Genomic DNA, 14201 nt, shown 5'->3' on the forward strand with positions numbered 1-14201 from the left:
CCTGGCGCTACTTCGCCGGAATCGTAAGCGGCTTTAAGAGCGTACTGCGGCGGCCGAGCAGGAAACCGGCAAAGTCGTCGTTGGTCTGCATCGTGCGGTAAGCGCGGAACACTTCCAGTTGGGCCGGCGTGAGCACGTCGCGAGCGGCTTCGACCACTGTGGCGTCAAACTCGCGCAGCGTCTCCAGTTGGGTGTCGATTTCCTTCTGCGTGTGGTTCTCGACTCCGCCCACGAGAGGGTGTGGGCGATGAAACGCATTTTCTCGGTGCAAAACCGTCACTAGGCCCTCGAACTGCTCAGGCGTCAGGGCGTTGGCGGGTGCGAGGCAGGTGCCGTAGTCTTGCAGCTCCTTGCGATAGGTCAGGGAGCGCTCATAGCCGAGCAGTGTCTGAAAGTCCCCTTCGTGGTTAAGGAAAGAGCGGAAAACCTTGTGGCGCTCATCACTGAGGGCCTGCGCCTGGGCCACAATGTCCTGATCATCCGCATCCGACTGGTGGTGCTGACGGATCACCTCCCGGTTGCGGTAGTCGTAGTATTGGAGTGCAGCATAGAAGTATTCTTGCTCTTCCTGGGTGAAGTTGAAGCTTTGCACCAACGGCTGGTAGTCGCGCTGCAGCCTCAGGCGACCGCGGCTGTTGGCGAGCTCTAGAAACGTCTCATCGGCTTGCATCAGTTTGGCGCGCTCGTCGAAGTAGCGTTGCCGAGCTTCGGCCCCGCCGGTAACCTCGGCCGTGGACGGCGCTGCATCGAGGGCAGGGGCGAGCGGCGTGAAACCGGCAGTGAATAAAAGCGCAAGGCAAGAGATGCGTGGGAGATGGACCATATGAGGAAGGGGATGGAAATAGTAAGGATCAGGGTTGATAAAACTCTCTCATGCCGCGCGTGTGCAGCATCTCAGCGAGGTCTCGATGAGTCCGGTGTAGACGATCGCGGCGGAAGACTTCCAGCTGTTCGGGACTCAGGGAGCTACTGACTGCTTCGATAATCTTTTCGTCGTGCGCGCGAAGTTCAGCCGCAAAGCTCTCCAATTCGTCGTCGCTGAAGTTGAAAGACTTCTCCTGATCCATCTCCGGGCGCTTGTGCTGCGTTTCAGCTGCGTAGACGGTATCGATCACTTCATCGAGCGCATCTGGAGTGATGGATACGTCTGGTGGCAGGGCGTCGGTAAAAGACCCGATCAAGTAGCGAGTATGCCGCGTTTTTTCGTAGTGCCGAAACGCCTCATAGTCTTCCTCCCGGTTGAGGAAAGTGCGAATCTGTTCGTTGCGCTCGGCTTCAAACGCTTTGGCTTCCCGGTAGCTCTGCTGGGCTTCGTCCCTTGGAAGATGGGGGGCGATCAGACGCATGTAATCCATTGCCTGGTCACGACTCTGCACCAGATCATAGAAATATTCCTGCTCCTGCGCCGAAAGGCGAAAGCGTTCCACAAGCGGATGGTAGGCATTGTAAAGCCGCAGGCGTTTGCCGCTCGCATCCAGTTCCTGAAAGTGCGGATCGAGCTTGATGTTTCTCATGCGCTCGATCATCGCGTTGCCCGTTACGACAGGTGGGGGCGCAGGGGGCGGAGTGTCTGGGGTCAAGCGCGTTGTTTTCAACTGTTCGTTCAAACGCTCGACTTCGCGGGCAAGCATCAGGGGTTCGGTGGCAGGGGGCGGGACGGTAGCCGCTTGCAGGCTCTGAATTTGACGGTGTTGGTAAAACGCGAACAGCGCAAGGCCGGCGCAGAGCAGGCTGGGGATAACCTGCAGCAGAAGACGGGGACGGGACATGGGAACACGGGTTTGGAGTGGTGCACCATCTTTACCCCGTAATTTACAAAGCGCCAGCCAAAAGTCTCGCTCCTCTCACGTTTGAATGAAGTGCATGAAAAACGCTATTAAGCGTTGATCGGCTGGCACAAAAAAGCGCCCTCTATGATGCGGGATAGAGGGCGCGGCGGTAGCAGAGTGTAAACAACCTCAATACGCGTTTTCCTGCTTCAGGAAGGTCATCACGCAGATATAGATATCGAGGAAAATGTTCCAGTTCTCGATGTAGTAGATGTCGTAGCGGATGCGGTCATCGAGGCTGGTATTGCCGCGCAGGCCGTTGACTTGCGCCCAGCCGGTCAAGCCGGGCTTGACGATATGGCGATGGTTGTAGTGCTGGATGTTGCGCTCGAAATCGACGATCAACTCCGGGCGCTCCGGGCGGGGGCCGACGAGGCTCATGTCGCCCTTGATCACATTCCAGAACTGAGGAAGCTCGTCGATGTTCCACTCGCGCATGAAGGCGCCGACTTTCAAGCGGCGGGGGTCGTTCTCCACCGCCCACTGTGCCTTGCCGTTTTCGGCGTTCTGCCTCATCGAGCGCAGCTTGTAAATGGTGAAGGGCTTGCCGTTGCGACCGGTGCGGGTCTGGCGGTAGAGGATGGGGCCCGGGTCTTCGCGATAGATCATGATTGCGAAGGCAGCCATGATCGGCAGAGAGCCCATGAGGCCCACCAGGCCGCCCCCGATGTCCATCAGGCGCTTGGCCACCTGGTTGAAGGGGTGGTGCACGGCCAGCTCTTCGATACCCAGCAGCGGACGGCCGGAAACGGTTTCGAGCCGCAGGCCGGAGAGGAAGATCTGGAACATGGTGGGCACGATCTTCATTTGCACGTAGTGGATCTCGCAGAGCTTGGCGATCTGGCCCAGCTGCTCCTTGTTCATGTCGAGATCCGCAATCACGAGCATATCGGGCTGCTGCTCCTGCAGGACGGTTTCAAGGTCGTCCAGATTGCCCAGCACCGGGTAAATCGTCTCGGGTAGGTCGTTCTCGGCCTCCGGGCGGGTGCCATGGAGGAGCCCTTTGATGCTGTAGGGGTGCGAGCTGTCCTTGTAGATCGCGTCGGTCAGGATGGCGGATTCCTCGTTCCAGCCCAACACGACGATGCTCTGAACGAGGTGGCTGCGGATCTTCGAGCCCTGGACGATGCGGTAAAAGCTGTACTTCCAGAGAATCATCATCCCCAGCACGCTGAACCAGGAGATGACCATGAAGAAGCGCGAGATCGAGGGCTCGAACTTCAGCACAATCGAAAAACACGCGAAAACGACAAACCAGAACGTGGTGCCCTGGATCGTCAGGGGCAGGAAGCGCCTGGGCCGCAGCAGGATCTTCCAGGAGTAGAGGTTTAGATAGGCGTTGGTGAGGATGACGAAAATGACAGCGAGCGCGAGCAGCGGTTGGTAGTCAGCGAAAGTCAACCGGTCGGCGGCTACACCCAGCTCTTTGAGCGGGGTGTGGAAGCGGAGAAAAAAGCCTAAGCCGAGGCCAAGATAGGAGAACACAATGTCTCCCAGGATCATGAAGATGACCAGGCGCTGTTGAAGGCTATGGGCATGTGCCCGTTCTGTTGTGCGTGAGAAGGTTCCTAGAGCCACTGTAGATTGCATGACCTGCGAAGGTGTAGGAGGGAGACCAGAGCTAGATGAGCGTGCAATAGCATGCTCCGACCTCATTTTTTGACAAGGAGAAAAGGGCTCGGGGCGCTCGCGCTAACCGCTAATGGAGACGGTTTTACGGTTTAATTACGAGGCTCTCTTCCGTCGGGTGTTGCAGCTCAATACTTTGGGTAGTGGTATCCATTTCAACGATTCTCCACCCTCCTGTATCGGCAATGTAGTTTCCTTTACGATACAGAATTCCGTCAATCGAGAGCGTAGGAGGTTGCGTATTCACCCACTGTGCCCGCGCAAAAAGTAGTTCCAGTTGCGCAACTTGCGCATAAGGTGTTTCGGCTACTTCGGCCTCGGTAAATGCTTTATTTTCAGTCGGCGATGCTGCTGCCCCCTGTGTTTCCGCTACGGGTTGGGGGCGGGGCGTTTCTACTCTCGGGGTCGTTGGCTCCGGCGTGCTGGTTGCCAGTTGAGGAGGCTGTCTCATGACCAGCCACCAGTAAGCGCCTGCGCCGATTAAAAGCAGCACTAATAACAATGGCAGCAGGGGGGAAGATTTGGGCTTTGCTCCGGGCGGTGGAGGGCTCTTGGCGGTAGATTTGCCCTTGGGCCTGCTCTTTTTCTGCTTCTTGGGCGTGGGAGAATGAAGGTCGTCGTTCTTCTCGAAGATAGCGGTAACCGGCGCTTCCAGATCCTCGTCGTCGTCTCCGTCGGCGTTGGCGACGTCAAACTTCTGGCCGCGCAGCTGGATCTTGCGCTTGGCTCCGGGGTCGTTGCCCGCCGGGCCGTCGTTGGCAAACAGCGGCGGCTCGGGCGGCAGTTCGGAGAGGCCTTGCTCCTTCAACGGGTTTTCCGCCAGTTGGCGGTCGATGTCTTCGGCCGCAGGCGGCGGCGCCTCCGGCAGCTGCATCCGAAAGAGGTCGACCTCCGATGGGCGGTCGGACGGGGGGAGCGGCGGTGGGCTGGGCGGCTGGTCGCGCAGGAGGTCCTCTTCCTCGGGCGTCAACTCCGGCAGCTTGGCCGGGGGCGGGGGGACGGGAGGCGTCGATTCACGGCGCAGGCGCAAGGGGCGGCGCTGCTCTTCGGCAGCCGGTTCATCGCGAAAAAGCGGTGGCTCTTCCGGTGTTTCGGCCGGGTCGGGCCGGCGCAATACCAGCTTGCGTTTCGGCGTTTGGTTCTCGTCGGCAGAATCGGGCATGGCTCAGCGATTACGGTCGGCGGGGAAATCCGGTTCGTCCAATGCGTCGAGGGCGGAGAGGTTGTCCGTGGCTTCCGCTTCCTCATCCTGCGGCTTTTTCACCCGCAGGCGCAAGGGTGAGCGCGTGTGGCGGGCGGTGCTGCGGTCGTCGTCATCCTCCTCCGGCTGGGAGGCGAATGGGGCGCGGGTGGCGGGGAAGTGGGGCTGGTCGCGGTCCGGTGGGTGGCGGGCGATGAGGGGACCGTGGTCGGGCTCTTCCGGCGATTCGTCGCCGGCGGCGCTGCGGAGCAGCTCTTCCATGCTCATCTCTTCCACCGGGGGCTCTTCCTTCGGGCGCGAGGGGGGCTGCTGTTGTTGAGACAGCTGCTTGAAGGAAGGGAAGTCGGGCTCGTCGGATTTCAGGTCGCCAATCGGTTCGTCGGCGGTGCCGAAGACCTCGTTGAGGAAGGCGTCGGTCTCGTCCGGCGAAGCTTCGGGGGCGGGTGCGACGGGCATGGGCGGGCGCGTGTTGCGTGGCTCCGCCTTGCGCGGGGGCGGCGGGGCGCTCAGGGGGTTGAGCATGGGGGCCGGGGCCTGCGTCTTTTCGCCGAAATGGGCCAGCGGGTCGGCCTGGGCCACCGAGGTCAGCGACTGGTCGCGAAAGACCAGTTTGGGGATCCAACGCCCGGCTGGGCCTTGGCTAGTAGCGCTTGGTGTAGGTGACTCCGCCATGATCGTGGAATTTTACCTGGTTTGCGGCAATCTCGGCAATGGTGATCTGTGGGTTGAGGCTCACCACGTCGCCGACGGCAAAGGCGCGGCTACGCTCGGCCGCCGGGTCGAAAAGCAGGATCTTGCTGCCACCGCTCATGACGCCGCGCACCTCGATGTTGGCAATATAGGCCGCTACCTCGGGTAGCTGGGTGGTGCGGGTTGGCTCCGGGGCAGCGGCGGGAGGCTGCACGGCAACAGGTTGGGCCGGCGCGGGGGCAATGGCCTGTGGTGCGGGCTCGTGCGTCGGCGGCTCCGGCTGTTGAGCGCTTAGCGGGGTGTAGCGGATCGGCTCCAGCAGCGGTGCCGGTTCGGCCTCGGCTACCGGGGCAGGGGGCGGGGTGGTGACGGCTACGGCGGGCTCCCGGGCGGGCGTTTGCACGGTCGCCGGCGCGGCGACAGGGGGAGGCGTCTGGGCGACTTCGGGGGCGGGCTTGGCCGGTTGCCGCAACACCAGCCAGAGGATGCCACCGGTGACGAGGGCGGCGACGAGCGCGCCGACTACGATGCCGATCACGATCCCGCCTCCGCCCGAGCGATTGGGCACGAGCATGCCAGCCGTCTGCTGCGGGCCTTGACCGCCGGGGCCGGTATTCTGGCGGGCCTGATCGGCCTGCGCTTTTTTGAGAGCTTCGTTGATCAGGCTCATTTCAGTTCGCACTCCCGGATGGCGCGGCCCACTTCGTGGTAGCCCACTACGTCCTGATTGCGGACGTAGGCGGCGAGCAACGACTTGTCGCACAGGTTGTTGATAATGCGGGGGATGCCCTGGCTGCGGCGGTGAATGCGCGCAATCGCCCGGGGCGTAAAGACGGGGCGGCCCTGGCAGCCGGCCAAGGTCAGGCGGTGCTGGATGTAGTGTGCCACCTCGTCTCGGGAGAGGCGGCGCAAGTCGTAATGCACCAGCACGCGCTGGCGGAGCTGGCGCAGGCGCTCTTCCTTCAGGCGCTCGCGCAGCTCGGGCTGGCCGATGAGGATGATCTGCAACAGCTTGTGCGAATCCGTCTCCAGGTTGGAGAGCAGGCGCAGCTGTTCGAGCGTTTCAAAACTCAGGTTTTGCGACTCGTCGATCAGTACCACGATGTTGCGCCCCTCGAGGATGAGCGCCAGCAGGTGCCGGTTGAGCTGCTCCAGCAGGTGGTGCTTGGAGCCGTGGACGGGCGTTTGCCCCAGCTCGGTCAGGATCGCCTCCAGCATCTCCGTCTCCGTGAGGCGCGGATTGAGGATGAGGGCGGTTTCGACGTTTTGCCCGGCCAGCTCGTTGAGCAACTGGCGGCAGATGGTCGTCTTGCCGCAGCCGACCTCGCCGGTGAGCACGATGAAGCCCTTCCGCTCGTTGATGCCGTAGCGCAAGTGTGCCAGAGCCTCCTGGTGCGTGGGGGCCAGGTAGAGGAAGCGCGGGTCCGGCGTGATGTGGAAGGGCATCTCCCGCATGCCGTAAAACTGCTGATACATAGAGATGAGCCTTAGCCGCGTTAACGGCGGATCGGAGCTCCATTTAAGGCGGGCCGCGTCGCATTGGGCAATCCTTAAGCGTGCCTCCCGTTGCGAGACCGTTGGGCAAGGCCCCGGCCGTCAACCGCTTCCGCCGGGCGGGCCGGGCTTGCGACCCAGCCCAGGCGCGCGTAAGAAAAAGAGATGGAAACTTACGTCGCCTGGCTCCGGGGCATCAACGTCGGAGGTGCCAACAAGCTGCCGATGAAAGAACTGCAGCAACTCTTGACCGAGTTGGGCCTGCTAGAGGTGAAGACCTACATCCAGAGCGGCAATGCAGCCTTTCGCGCCGCCGAGGCCGATCGCGCGGTGCTGGAGCAGCGCATTACCGAAGCTATCCGCCTGCAATATGAGTTTACCCCGCAAGTGATGGTGCTCACCGCTGGACAACTGGAGGAAGCCGCCCGCCGCAATCCCTTCCCCGAGGCGGAGGCCGATCACAAGACGCTGCACCTCAGCTTTCTCGCCGCCACGCCCACCGAGCCCGAGTTGGACAAGCTGGAGGCCGTGCGAGGAGAGAACGAGCGCTTCCAGCTGATCGACCGTGTCTTTTACCTGCACGCGCCCGGCGGCATTGGCCGTTCCAAGCTCGCCGAGCGTGTCGAGCGCTGCCTCGGCGTCCCGGCGACCAGCCGCAACTGGCGCACCGTCTGCCAGATGCGCGAGATCGTGGCCAAAATGTAACGCCAAGTGTTGCTTCGAGTGGTGGCACCCCTCCAGGGTGCATTCCCGAGTTTGGAAAAACCCGGGGTGTCGATCCGCTATGGCGGATCTCAACCCCGCGCTAAGGGCTGGCAAGCCTCTGGCTTGCTGGATGATGCAGCATCCCGGAGGGATGCCATCCCTAAGCCGGTGGTTGAGGACGCATTGCGTCCGACACCACCGGACTATACCGTACCGGTGACTGCACCCTGAAGGGGTGCCACCTCTGATCAGTCCGCTCAATGAAACATTACAGCCGCGCCGAGCCCAGATCCCGGAGCTGGACCGGGCGACCGAGGCGGTGGCGGATGCGGGCGCAGAGCAGGATGAAGACTTCCGCTGTGGTATAGGCGTCGCCGGAGGCGGTATGGCGGGCGTGGACGGGGAGGTCGAGGTTGGAGCACACTTCGTCGAGCGTGGGCGGCTTTTGGTTGGGGTAGCCGGAGCGGCGGAAGGCCTCCAGTTCCTGCATCGCGAGCAGCGCCGTGTCGATTGCGCGGTGGCGCAGACGCACGTTGAAGTGTTTGTGCGCCGCGCGGTCGAGCATGCCCAGGTCGAACGCGATGTGGTGGCCCACGACGAGGTGGGTGCCGAGCAATGGCAGCAGCTCGCCCAGCACTTCTTTTTCGGGCGTGCCCGCTGCCGTCTCGGAGGGCAGGATGCCGTGCACGCTCACGGCGGCATTGGCGGCGGCCTCGGGCTGGTAGACGATCCACTCCTGCGAGCTGGCGATCAGGATCTCGCGCTCTTTTACCTCCACCGTGGCGACCGACAGGATGCGGTCGCGCGCGAGATCGAACCCGGTCGTCTCGGCATCGAGCACCACGACGGGCAGTTGGGCCAGCGGGGCCTTGCTGTTGAACTTGTAGCGCGACTGGTCGAGGTATTGCCGGGCGACGGGCTCTAGCTTGCCCCGGCGGCGGAACAGCTTGCCGATCATCGGTTGCGGGGTTCGAGGTGGAATTCGACCTGCAGGTTGCGTTGGCCCATGCGCACGACGTCGAACACGCTGGAGAGGTAGGTGCGCTCCATCTTGGTCAGCGCGTTGGGCTCGATGTAGCGCCCGGTGTCGCCACGCTTCAGGCCGGTGAGGATCCGCAGGCGCAGGAGGAAGTCGTAGGAATCGTAGGCGAGGCTGGCCCACTCCTTCAGGCGCGGCACCTCTTCCTGGATCTGCTGGAGGCGGCCCCCGGTGGAGTAGTGGCGGGTGAGGCGATACTTGAGCGCGAGCGCGCGGGTGGTGTCGCGGATCGGCGAGAGCGCGCGGCCCTTGATGTCGAGCTTGCCCGTCTGGCTGCCCTTCTTTTCGACCACAAACTTGCCCCAGAAGTTGAGCGGCGGGGCGACTTCGAGCACCAGCTCGGCAATGCGGCGCTGGAGCGGATCGTTGGCGGCCACGGCGTCGAACACCACCTTGCGGATGCGTTCGCAGATGTCGCGGTTGCCGGCCACGTAGCGCAAATCGTAGAGTACCAGGGCGCGCAGCATCGCCTCGCCATCGTAGGAATTGAAGCCGAGGATCTCTTCGCGCCATTCGGCTTCGCTGCGGCACCAGCGGGGGTTGGAGGCCATCACGCCGCCCTGGCAGCGCGAGAAACCGCACTCCACCATCATCTCGACCACGCGCGAAGTGAGTTGCAGGAAGATCTGACGGTTGCGCTCGTCTTCCGCTGGATCGCCGGTCGAGGCAAAGATGAAGGCGTTGTCCATATCCGTCCGCAGCACCTGCTCGCGGCGGCCGTCGCTGCCCACCGTCATCCACGCCCATTCCAGCTCCGGCAGCACTACATTGGCTGCGGCCAGCTCGTCGGTGGCGAGCGTTACCAATCGCTCGACCAGCTCGTCGAACAGTTCGGCGCAAATCTGGCCGAGGATGATGCCCGAGATACCGGCCTCCACGTAGCTGCGGGCAATTTGCTCCACCTCGTCGCACAGCTCGCGCAGGCGCTGGGTGCTCTTGGCAAAGCGGATTTCGCGCAGCAGCCCGGCCGGGTGGTGACCGCTCTGCGCCAGCAAGTCTTTGTGCGTGCAGACGTCGAGGGCCTTGCTCTTGGGCGTGCCGTCTTCCGTCACGCAAATCTGGCCCACCCGCTGGCGCAACATCAGCAGCATGGCCGAGGTGGCGCTGGTGGTGGGCGAGACGGTGTAGACCGGGCTGGCCATCACTTCCTTGACCGGGGCGTCAATGCTCAGGCCCTGCACCATGCCCCATTTGACGAGGTTGACGCTCGTCACCATGCCCAGCGGGCGACGCTCGTTGTCGACCACGAGAATCGAGGGCACGCGCTTGGCCACCATGAGGGTCGAAGCCTGGCGGATGGTCTCCGTCGGCAGGCAGGTCAGCAGACGCTCGACCGGGCGGATCTGGACCATTTGCGCGCCGTCAAGGTGGGCCTGCAGGATGGTACGCTTGGCCTGGAGCTGGGCCTCGTGCTGGTCGGGTACCTTGCCGCCCACGCGGGTGGCCCAAAAAAGGTGGCGCCGGGCGTAGTGGCGAGCCTCGTCGTGCTCCTGCAACAGCTTGCGCATCACCTCGGCGGAGAGCACATACAGCAGCGCGTCCTCGACCACTACGGCGGTTACGCGAAACGGCTCTTGTTGCATGATGGCGGTCAGCCCCAACAAGTCGCCCATGTCGCGCACGTCGACGAGTTCCTGCCCGTGCCCGTTGTCCCAATGGTATTCCACGCGTCCGCGCGCGAGGAAGTAGAGCTCGTCTTGCGGCAGCTCGCCCTGCTTCCACACGATCTCCTCTGCCACCAGCGCGCGCACGCGGGCCTGCTCGGCCAGCCGCTGCACGACGTCTTCGGGTAGCATGGTGAAGGGTGGGTAGCGCCCCAGGGCGGAGGCAATACGGTCGGGGATAACATTCGCGCGCTGCATACCCCTATCATGCAGTTGCCCACGCCCTTAGCAACGGCGAAGGTGAGGGCGGAGGCAGACTGCACGTCGGCAGTTCTGCACCCAGCTCGCTAGGCTGCCTTGGGTCCGCCGGAGAGCTTGCCTACGCCCCATTTGGCGACGTTGAAGGCGCAGAGGGCCAGCAGGGTGAGGCCGACGGTAGGCATCATGATGCCGAGCAGGATGATCACGGCGACGATGGCTTTGGGTACCTCCTCGTTGCGCGTCTTGCGGGGCGCACCGAACTTGCCCGCCGGGCGGCGACGCCACCACATCCACACCCCTGTGAGGCTCATGCCCACGATCACGAGGCAGGAGAGCAGGGCGATGATCTTGGTCGGCATTCCGAAGATGCGACCGGTGTGGATCGAGTAAAAGAGCAAGGCGGCCTTGGCCCCCGGCTGGAGCGTGCTGAAATGAATCACGTCCAAGGTCGCGCCGGTGGAGGCGTCGAGATAGACGGCCCCTTCCTGCAGGCTGCCGTCCTGGCTGTTGCTGAAGATCGTCCAGCAATCACCCGGCTCGTGAGGCGCGGCGAGGTAAAACTGCTCGAAGGCGTAATGCGTGCGCGCCTCGGCCATGATCTCGTCGACGGTGGCGGGGGTAGCACCGTCGGCCAGTTCGCTCGATTTGGGCGGGCTGACGTAGGCGGCGGGCAGCTGCTTGCCAAAATACAGCCCGGCAAAGAACGCGTTGCCCCAGATCTGCGTATAGAGCAGCCCCGTGCCCATGATCGTGACGATGAAGAGCGCGAGGTAGACGCCCGGGATGGCGTGCAGGTCGCGCAAGGTCGTCTTCAGGCCCTTGTCGAGGCGCGGTTTCCAGACGCCTGCGGCCTTGTTCTTGCCCTTGCCGCGCGGCCACCAGAGCAGCAGCCCGGTGAGCATCGAGACAATGCCCCAGCAGGTCGCGATCTCCACCAGATAGCGCCCGAAGGTGCCACCGAGCAGCGTGCGGTGCAGCTTGAGCACGGTGGCGAAAAAGCCGTCGGTGCTGCCGCGCTGGCCGAGCACTTCCCCGGTGTAGGGGTTGACGAAGACACTGTGGTGCTCGTGATGCCCGTGCGCGTCTTCCTCCCCGCTGAAGACGATTTCGTCCGCCCGGTCGGCCCCCACGTAGCGGGAGATGTCGGTAAAGTGCCAGCCTTCGGGCGCGGCTGTTTGGGCCGCCGCCACCCGTTGGGAGACGGGCAGCATTTCTCCACTTGCGGGCACCTCCACCTGATGCATCCCCGGCTCCACCACCGGGGCGAGCTCGTATTCGAAGACGAAGAGCGCCCCGGCCAGCGAGACGATCACCAGCACGGGGGTGATGAGCAGCCCCATCCAGAAGTGCCAGCGCCAGACGGCCGGGTAGATCGCAGCCAGCCAGGAGCGGGTCTTTTTGACCGCCTCGGGTGTGGGTTGAACGACAGGCTCGGGGGCAGTGGTAGTGGTGCTCATCGCTGGCTAGGGGCTAGTAGTTCGCTTCGAAGCCGACGCCGATTACGCGCGGGCGGCCCACGATGGCACCGTAGGTCGAGCCGGCGTTGGCGGTTTCCGACCAGAGGCGGTTGATGTAGTCATCGTCCAGCAGGTTGGTGCCGAAGACGTAGACCGACCAATGGTCGAGGCTGAAGCCGAGCTTGGCGTCCAGCAGCAGGCGCTCGCCGAGGTAGAGATTCGGCTCGTTCTTTTCGCTCGCCCAGGCGTTGTCGATGTAGGTGAGGCTCGCATTGCCAAACCAGCCGCTGTCGTGCCGGTAATTGGCCCCGGCTCCCAGCGTCCAGTGCGGAGCCTGCGGGAACTCGTTGTCGCTGAGGGAAACTGCGCCGACGTTGAAGTCGCGGAAGTTGGTGTGGGTATAGCCGATGTTCTGGTAAAAGCTCCAGCCGTTGAGGAACCATTCCTTGAGTTCGATTTCGAAGCCGTAGTATTCCGACTCAGCCGCGTTCACGACCTCACTGTCATAGACGTCGCTAGAATACTGATAGCTGATCTGCTGATCCTCCCACAACGCGTAGAAGGTGTTGGCATTGAGCGTCACGCGGTCGTCGAGCCACTGGGAGCGGAACGACAGCTCAAAGTTGTGCGTGAATTCCGGGTCGAAGGGCACGATCCGGCCCTGCGCCATGTTGAAGCTCACCCCGCCGGAGCGGTAGCCTTGGGAATAGCTGATCCCGGCGCTCATCTTCTCCGTGATGTTGTAGGTAAGCCCGATGGCGGGCAGCACGGTGTAAAAGTCTTCGCTGCCGGAGTCCTGGGAAGAGGCCTGAGCGGCCAGCCCGGCGATCAGGATGTCTGCCGGGGTTCCGGCGGGGATGCCGAGAGAGGGCACATCGACCAGCGAAACCGCGTCGGGGAAGCCTTGCAGCAGGGAAACGTTCTGGTTGGTCTGGCGGTCTTTCTTTTCGTAGTCGAGGCGCAGGCCCACGGTCAGCGTCAGCTCGGGAATGATGTCCCAGTCGCCATTGAAGAACAGGGCCGCATTGTCGGTCTCGATGGCGTAATCGGACTGGTTGTCGAGCAACACGCGGGAGGGGTTGGGCAGGCCGAAAAGGGGAGGGTAGGCGGAGGGCAGCGTGTAAAAGAACGGGCCCGACGAATTGCTGGAAATCTCTTCGGTGGCCAGATACAAGCCGCCAGTCACGCGCCAGGTATGGCCTCGGCCCAGGATGCGCAGCTCTTCGCTCAGGTTCTTGTTGTCGTAGCCGTAGCCGTAGAGCAGGTCGTCTTGCCCCGGGCCGCTGGGCGTGCGGTCGCCATCGTAGGAAGAGGAGCTGGTGAAGTCGCTCCAGGACGTGGTGGAGCTGAGCTGCCAGCCCTCCCAGAGCGGCTGCTCCATGATCAGCGAGGCCAGGCGGCTGCGACCGTCGAACTCATTGCGGGTGTTTTCCCACGCCAGGCGGTCGAAGAGACCGTCCCAATCGTTGGCGTAGGCATAGGCGCGATCGTTGAAATCGCTTTCCGACTGCTGATACATCAGGCGGGCAGTGAAGCCGTTCCACGACTTGGGGGCAAAGAGCAGCTTGCCACGCACCGTGAGGCTGTCGGTGCGGTCCCAGTCGTCTTCGTTGCGGGTGGTGTTGGTGATGGCACCATCGCTCAGCTGCTGGTCGACGGAGATGCGGAAGGCGAGCCAGTCGTCTACAATCGGGCCGCCAACGGCCGCTGCCAGCTGGTAGGTCTCCAGCTCGGCGTAGGTGGCGCGCATCTGGCCGGTCCAGTCAAAAGTCGGCTGCTTGGTCGTCACGACCACCGCGCCAGCGAGGGAGTTACGGCCCTGGCTGGTCGATTGCGGGCCGCGCAGGATCTCCACCTGCTCGATGTCCCACAGCGTGAGCCCGTCGAGCGTCAGCATCTGGGAGTCGACGCGGGCACCGTCGAGCAAAACGGTCGCCAGTTCGCTGCCTTCGGAGTTGGTCAGGCCGGTGTTGCGGATCCCGCGGATGCTGAAGTTGCCATCGTAGGCGTAGGTGTTGGCCGACATCTTGAAAACGTCGCCGATAGACGTCACGGGCGTGTTTTGCAGGGTGCTGGCCGAAAAGAACGACACGCTGGTCTGCGTTTCCTGCAGCGTGCGGCCCAGCTTTTCGCCGGTCACGATAAATTCCTCCAGCTCGAACACCTGCCCTTCGGCAGGGGCGGTCGAGCTTTGAGCAAAGAGCGAGACAGTGGTGGACAGCAGTGCCAGCGAGGTCAGCAGCTTGGACGATTTCATAAGCGATGTGGTTCTGAGACTCAGATTCAGGCGTG

The 14201-nt window shown here is 63.0% G+C and carries 12 protein-coding genes; 1 reads left to right on the forward strand and 11 read right to left on the reverse strand.

Annotated features, from left to right (window positions below; genetic code table 11):
• Positions 1-7: 7 nt before the first annotated feature.
• The 7 genes from Q7P63_11335 to Q7P63_11365 all read right to left on the reverse strand — a co-directional run bounded on the left by Q7P63_11335 (position 8) and on the right by Q7P63_11365 (position 6825).
• Positions 8-823 carry a hypothetical protein gene (locus Q7P63_11335; protein ID MDP0500680.1) on the reverse strand — a complete coding sequence of 272 codons (816 nt, stop codon included), beginning with the start codon at positions 821-823 and terminating at the stop codon, positions 8-10.
• Positions 824-851: 28 nt separating this feature from the next.
• Complete coding sequence (locus tag Q7P63_11340) at positions 852-1769, reverse strand: hypothetical protein (protein ID MDP0500681.1); 918 nt, start codon at positions 1767-1769, stop codon at positions 852-854.
• Between the two features lie 189 nt (positions 1770-1958).
• Complete coding sequence (locus Q7P63_11345) at positions 1959-3332, reverse strand: sugar transferase (GenBank protein MDP0500682.1); 1374 nt, start codon at positions 3330-3332, stop codon at positions 1959-1961.
• A 211-nt stretch (positions 3333-3543) separates the two neighbouring features.
• On the reverse strand, positions 3544-4620 hold the full coding sequence (locus tag Q7P63_11350) for a hypothetical protein (GenBank protein MDP0500683.1): 1077 nt from the start codon (positions 4618-4620) through the stop codon (positions 3544-3546).
• A gap of 3 nt (positions 4621-4623) precedes the next feature.
• Positions 4624-5331 (reverse strand): hypothetical protein, encoded by a 708-nt coding sequence (locus tag Q7P63_11355; GenBank protein ID MDP0500684.1) that lies wholly within the window; start codon positions 5329-5331, stop codon positions 4624-4626.
• Positions 5300-6019, reverse strand: coding sequence for a hypothetical protein (locus Q7P63_11360; GenBank protein ID MDP0500685.1), 720 nt, complete (start codon positions 6017-6019; stop codon positions 5300-5302). Before Q7P63_11360 ends, Q7P63_11355 begins: the two co-directional genes overlap by 32 nt.
• Positions 6016-6825, reverse strand: a complete 810-nt coding sequence (locus Q7P63_11365; protein MDP0500686.1) for an AAA family ATPase — start codon at positions 6823-6825, stop codon at positions 6016-6018. The genes Q7P63_11360 and Q7P63_11365 overlap by 4 nt, the downstream gene beginning before the upstream one ends.
• A gap of 183 nt (positions 6826-7008) precedes the next feature.
• Here Q7P63_11365 and Q7P63_11370 point away from each other — a divergent pair, with 183 nt between their 5' ends.
• Positions 7009-7548, forward strand: a complete 540-nt coding sequence (locus Q7P63_11370) for a DUF1697 domain-containing protein (GenBank protein ID MDP0500687.1) — start codon at positions 7009-7011, stop codon at positions 7546-7548.
• Between the two features lie 268 nt (positions 7549-7816).
• On the opposite strand, the gene Q7P63_11375 is transcribed toward Q7P63_11370, so the two are convergent.
• The 4 genes from Q7P63_11375 to Q7P63_11390 form a co-directional block, all read right to left on the reverse strand.
• Complete coding sequence (locus Q7P63_11375; GenBank protein ID MDP0500688.1) at positions 7817-8506, reverse strand: 3'-5' exonuclease; 690 nt, start codon at positions 8504-8506, stop codon at positions 7817-7819.
• Positions 8503-10449, reverse strand: coding sequence for a DUF294 nucleotidyltransferase-like domain-containing protein (locus tag Q7P63_11380; GenBank protein MDP0500689.1), 1947 nt, complete (start codon positions 10447-10449; stop codon positions 8503-8505). Before Q7P63_11380 ends, Q7P63_11375 begins: the two co-directional genes overlap by 4 nt.
• Before the next feature lie 89 nt (positions 10450-10538).
• Positions 10539-11909: a PepSY domain-containing protein gene (locus Q7P63_11385; protein ID MDP0500690.1), complete on the reverse strand. Its 1371-nt coding sequence runs from the start codon at positions 11907-11909 to the stop codon at positions 10539-10541.
• 13 nt (positions 11910-11922) lie between these two features.
• Positions 11923-14166: a TonB-dependent receptor gene (locus Q7P63_11390; GenBank protein MDP0500691.1), complete on the reverse strand. Its 2244-nt coding sequence runs from the start codon at positions 14164-14166 to the stop codon at positions 11923-11925.
• Between the last annotated feature and the right edge of the window lie 35 nt (positions 14167-14201).

It is taken from the genome of Verrucomicrobiota bacterium JB022 (genome assembly GCA_030673845.1).
Classification (GTDB): domain Bacteria; phylum Verrucomicrobiota; class Verrucomicrobiia; order Opitutales; family Oceanipulchritudinaceae; genus WOUP01.

What these genes read in the sequence shown, in the direction of transcription:
- Q7P63_11375 (MDP0500688.1), bottom strand. Translation starts at nt 8,506, where the DNA reads ATGATCGGCAAGCTGTTCCGCCGCCGGGGCAAGCTAGAGCCCGTCGCC.
- Q7P63_11380 (MDP0500689.1), bottom strand. Translation starts at nt 10,449, where the DNA reads ATGCAGCGCGCGAATGTTATCCCCGACCGTATTGCCTCCGCCCTGGGG.
- Q7P63_11345 (MDP0500682.1), bottom strand. Translation starts at nt 3,332, where the DNA reads ATGATCCTGGGAGACATTGTGTTCTCCTATCTTGGCCTCGGCTTAGGC.
- Q7P63_11385 (MDP0500690.1), bottom strand. Translation starts at nt 11,909, where the DNA reads ATGAGCACCACTACCACTGCCCCCGAGCCTGTCGTTCAACCCACACCC.
- Q7P63_11340 (MDP0500681.1), bottom strand. Translation starts at nt 1,769, where the DNA reads ATGTCCCGTCCCCGTCTTCTGCTGCAGGTTATCCCCAGCCTGCTCTGC.
- Q7P63_11360 (MDP0500685.1), bottom strand. Translation starts at nt 6,019, where the DNA reads ATGAGCCTGATCAACGAAGCTCTCAAAAAAGCGCAGGCCGATCAGGCC.
- Q7P63_11350 (MDP0500683.1), bottom strand. Translation starts at nt 4,620, where the DNA reads ATGCCCGATTCTGCCGACGAGAACCAAACGCCGAAACGCAAGCTGGTA.
- Q7P63_11335 (MDP0500680.1), bottom strand. Translation starts at nt 823, where the DNA reads ATGGTCCATCTCCCACGCATCTCTTGCCTTGCGCTTTTATTCACTGCC.
- Q7P63_11365 (MDP0500686.1), bottom strand. Translation starts at nt 6,825, where the DNA reads ATGTATCAGCAGTTTTACGGCATGCGGGAGATGCCCTTCCACATCACG.
- Q7P63_11355 (MDP0500684.1), bottom strand. Translation starts at nt 5,331, where the DNA reads ATGGCGGAGTCACCTACACCAAGCGCTACTAGCCAAGGCCCAGCCGGG.
- Q7P63_11390 (MDP0500691.1), bottom strand. Translation starts at nt 14,166, where the DNA reads ATGAAATCGTCCAAGCTGCTGACCTCGCTGGCACTGCTGTCCACCACT.
- Q7P63_11370 (MDP0500687.1), top strand. Translation starts at nt 7,009, where the DNA reads ATGGAAACTTACGTCGCCTGGCTCCGGGGCATCAACGTCGGAGGTGCC.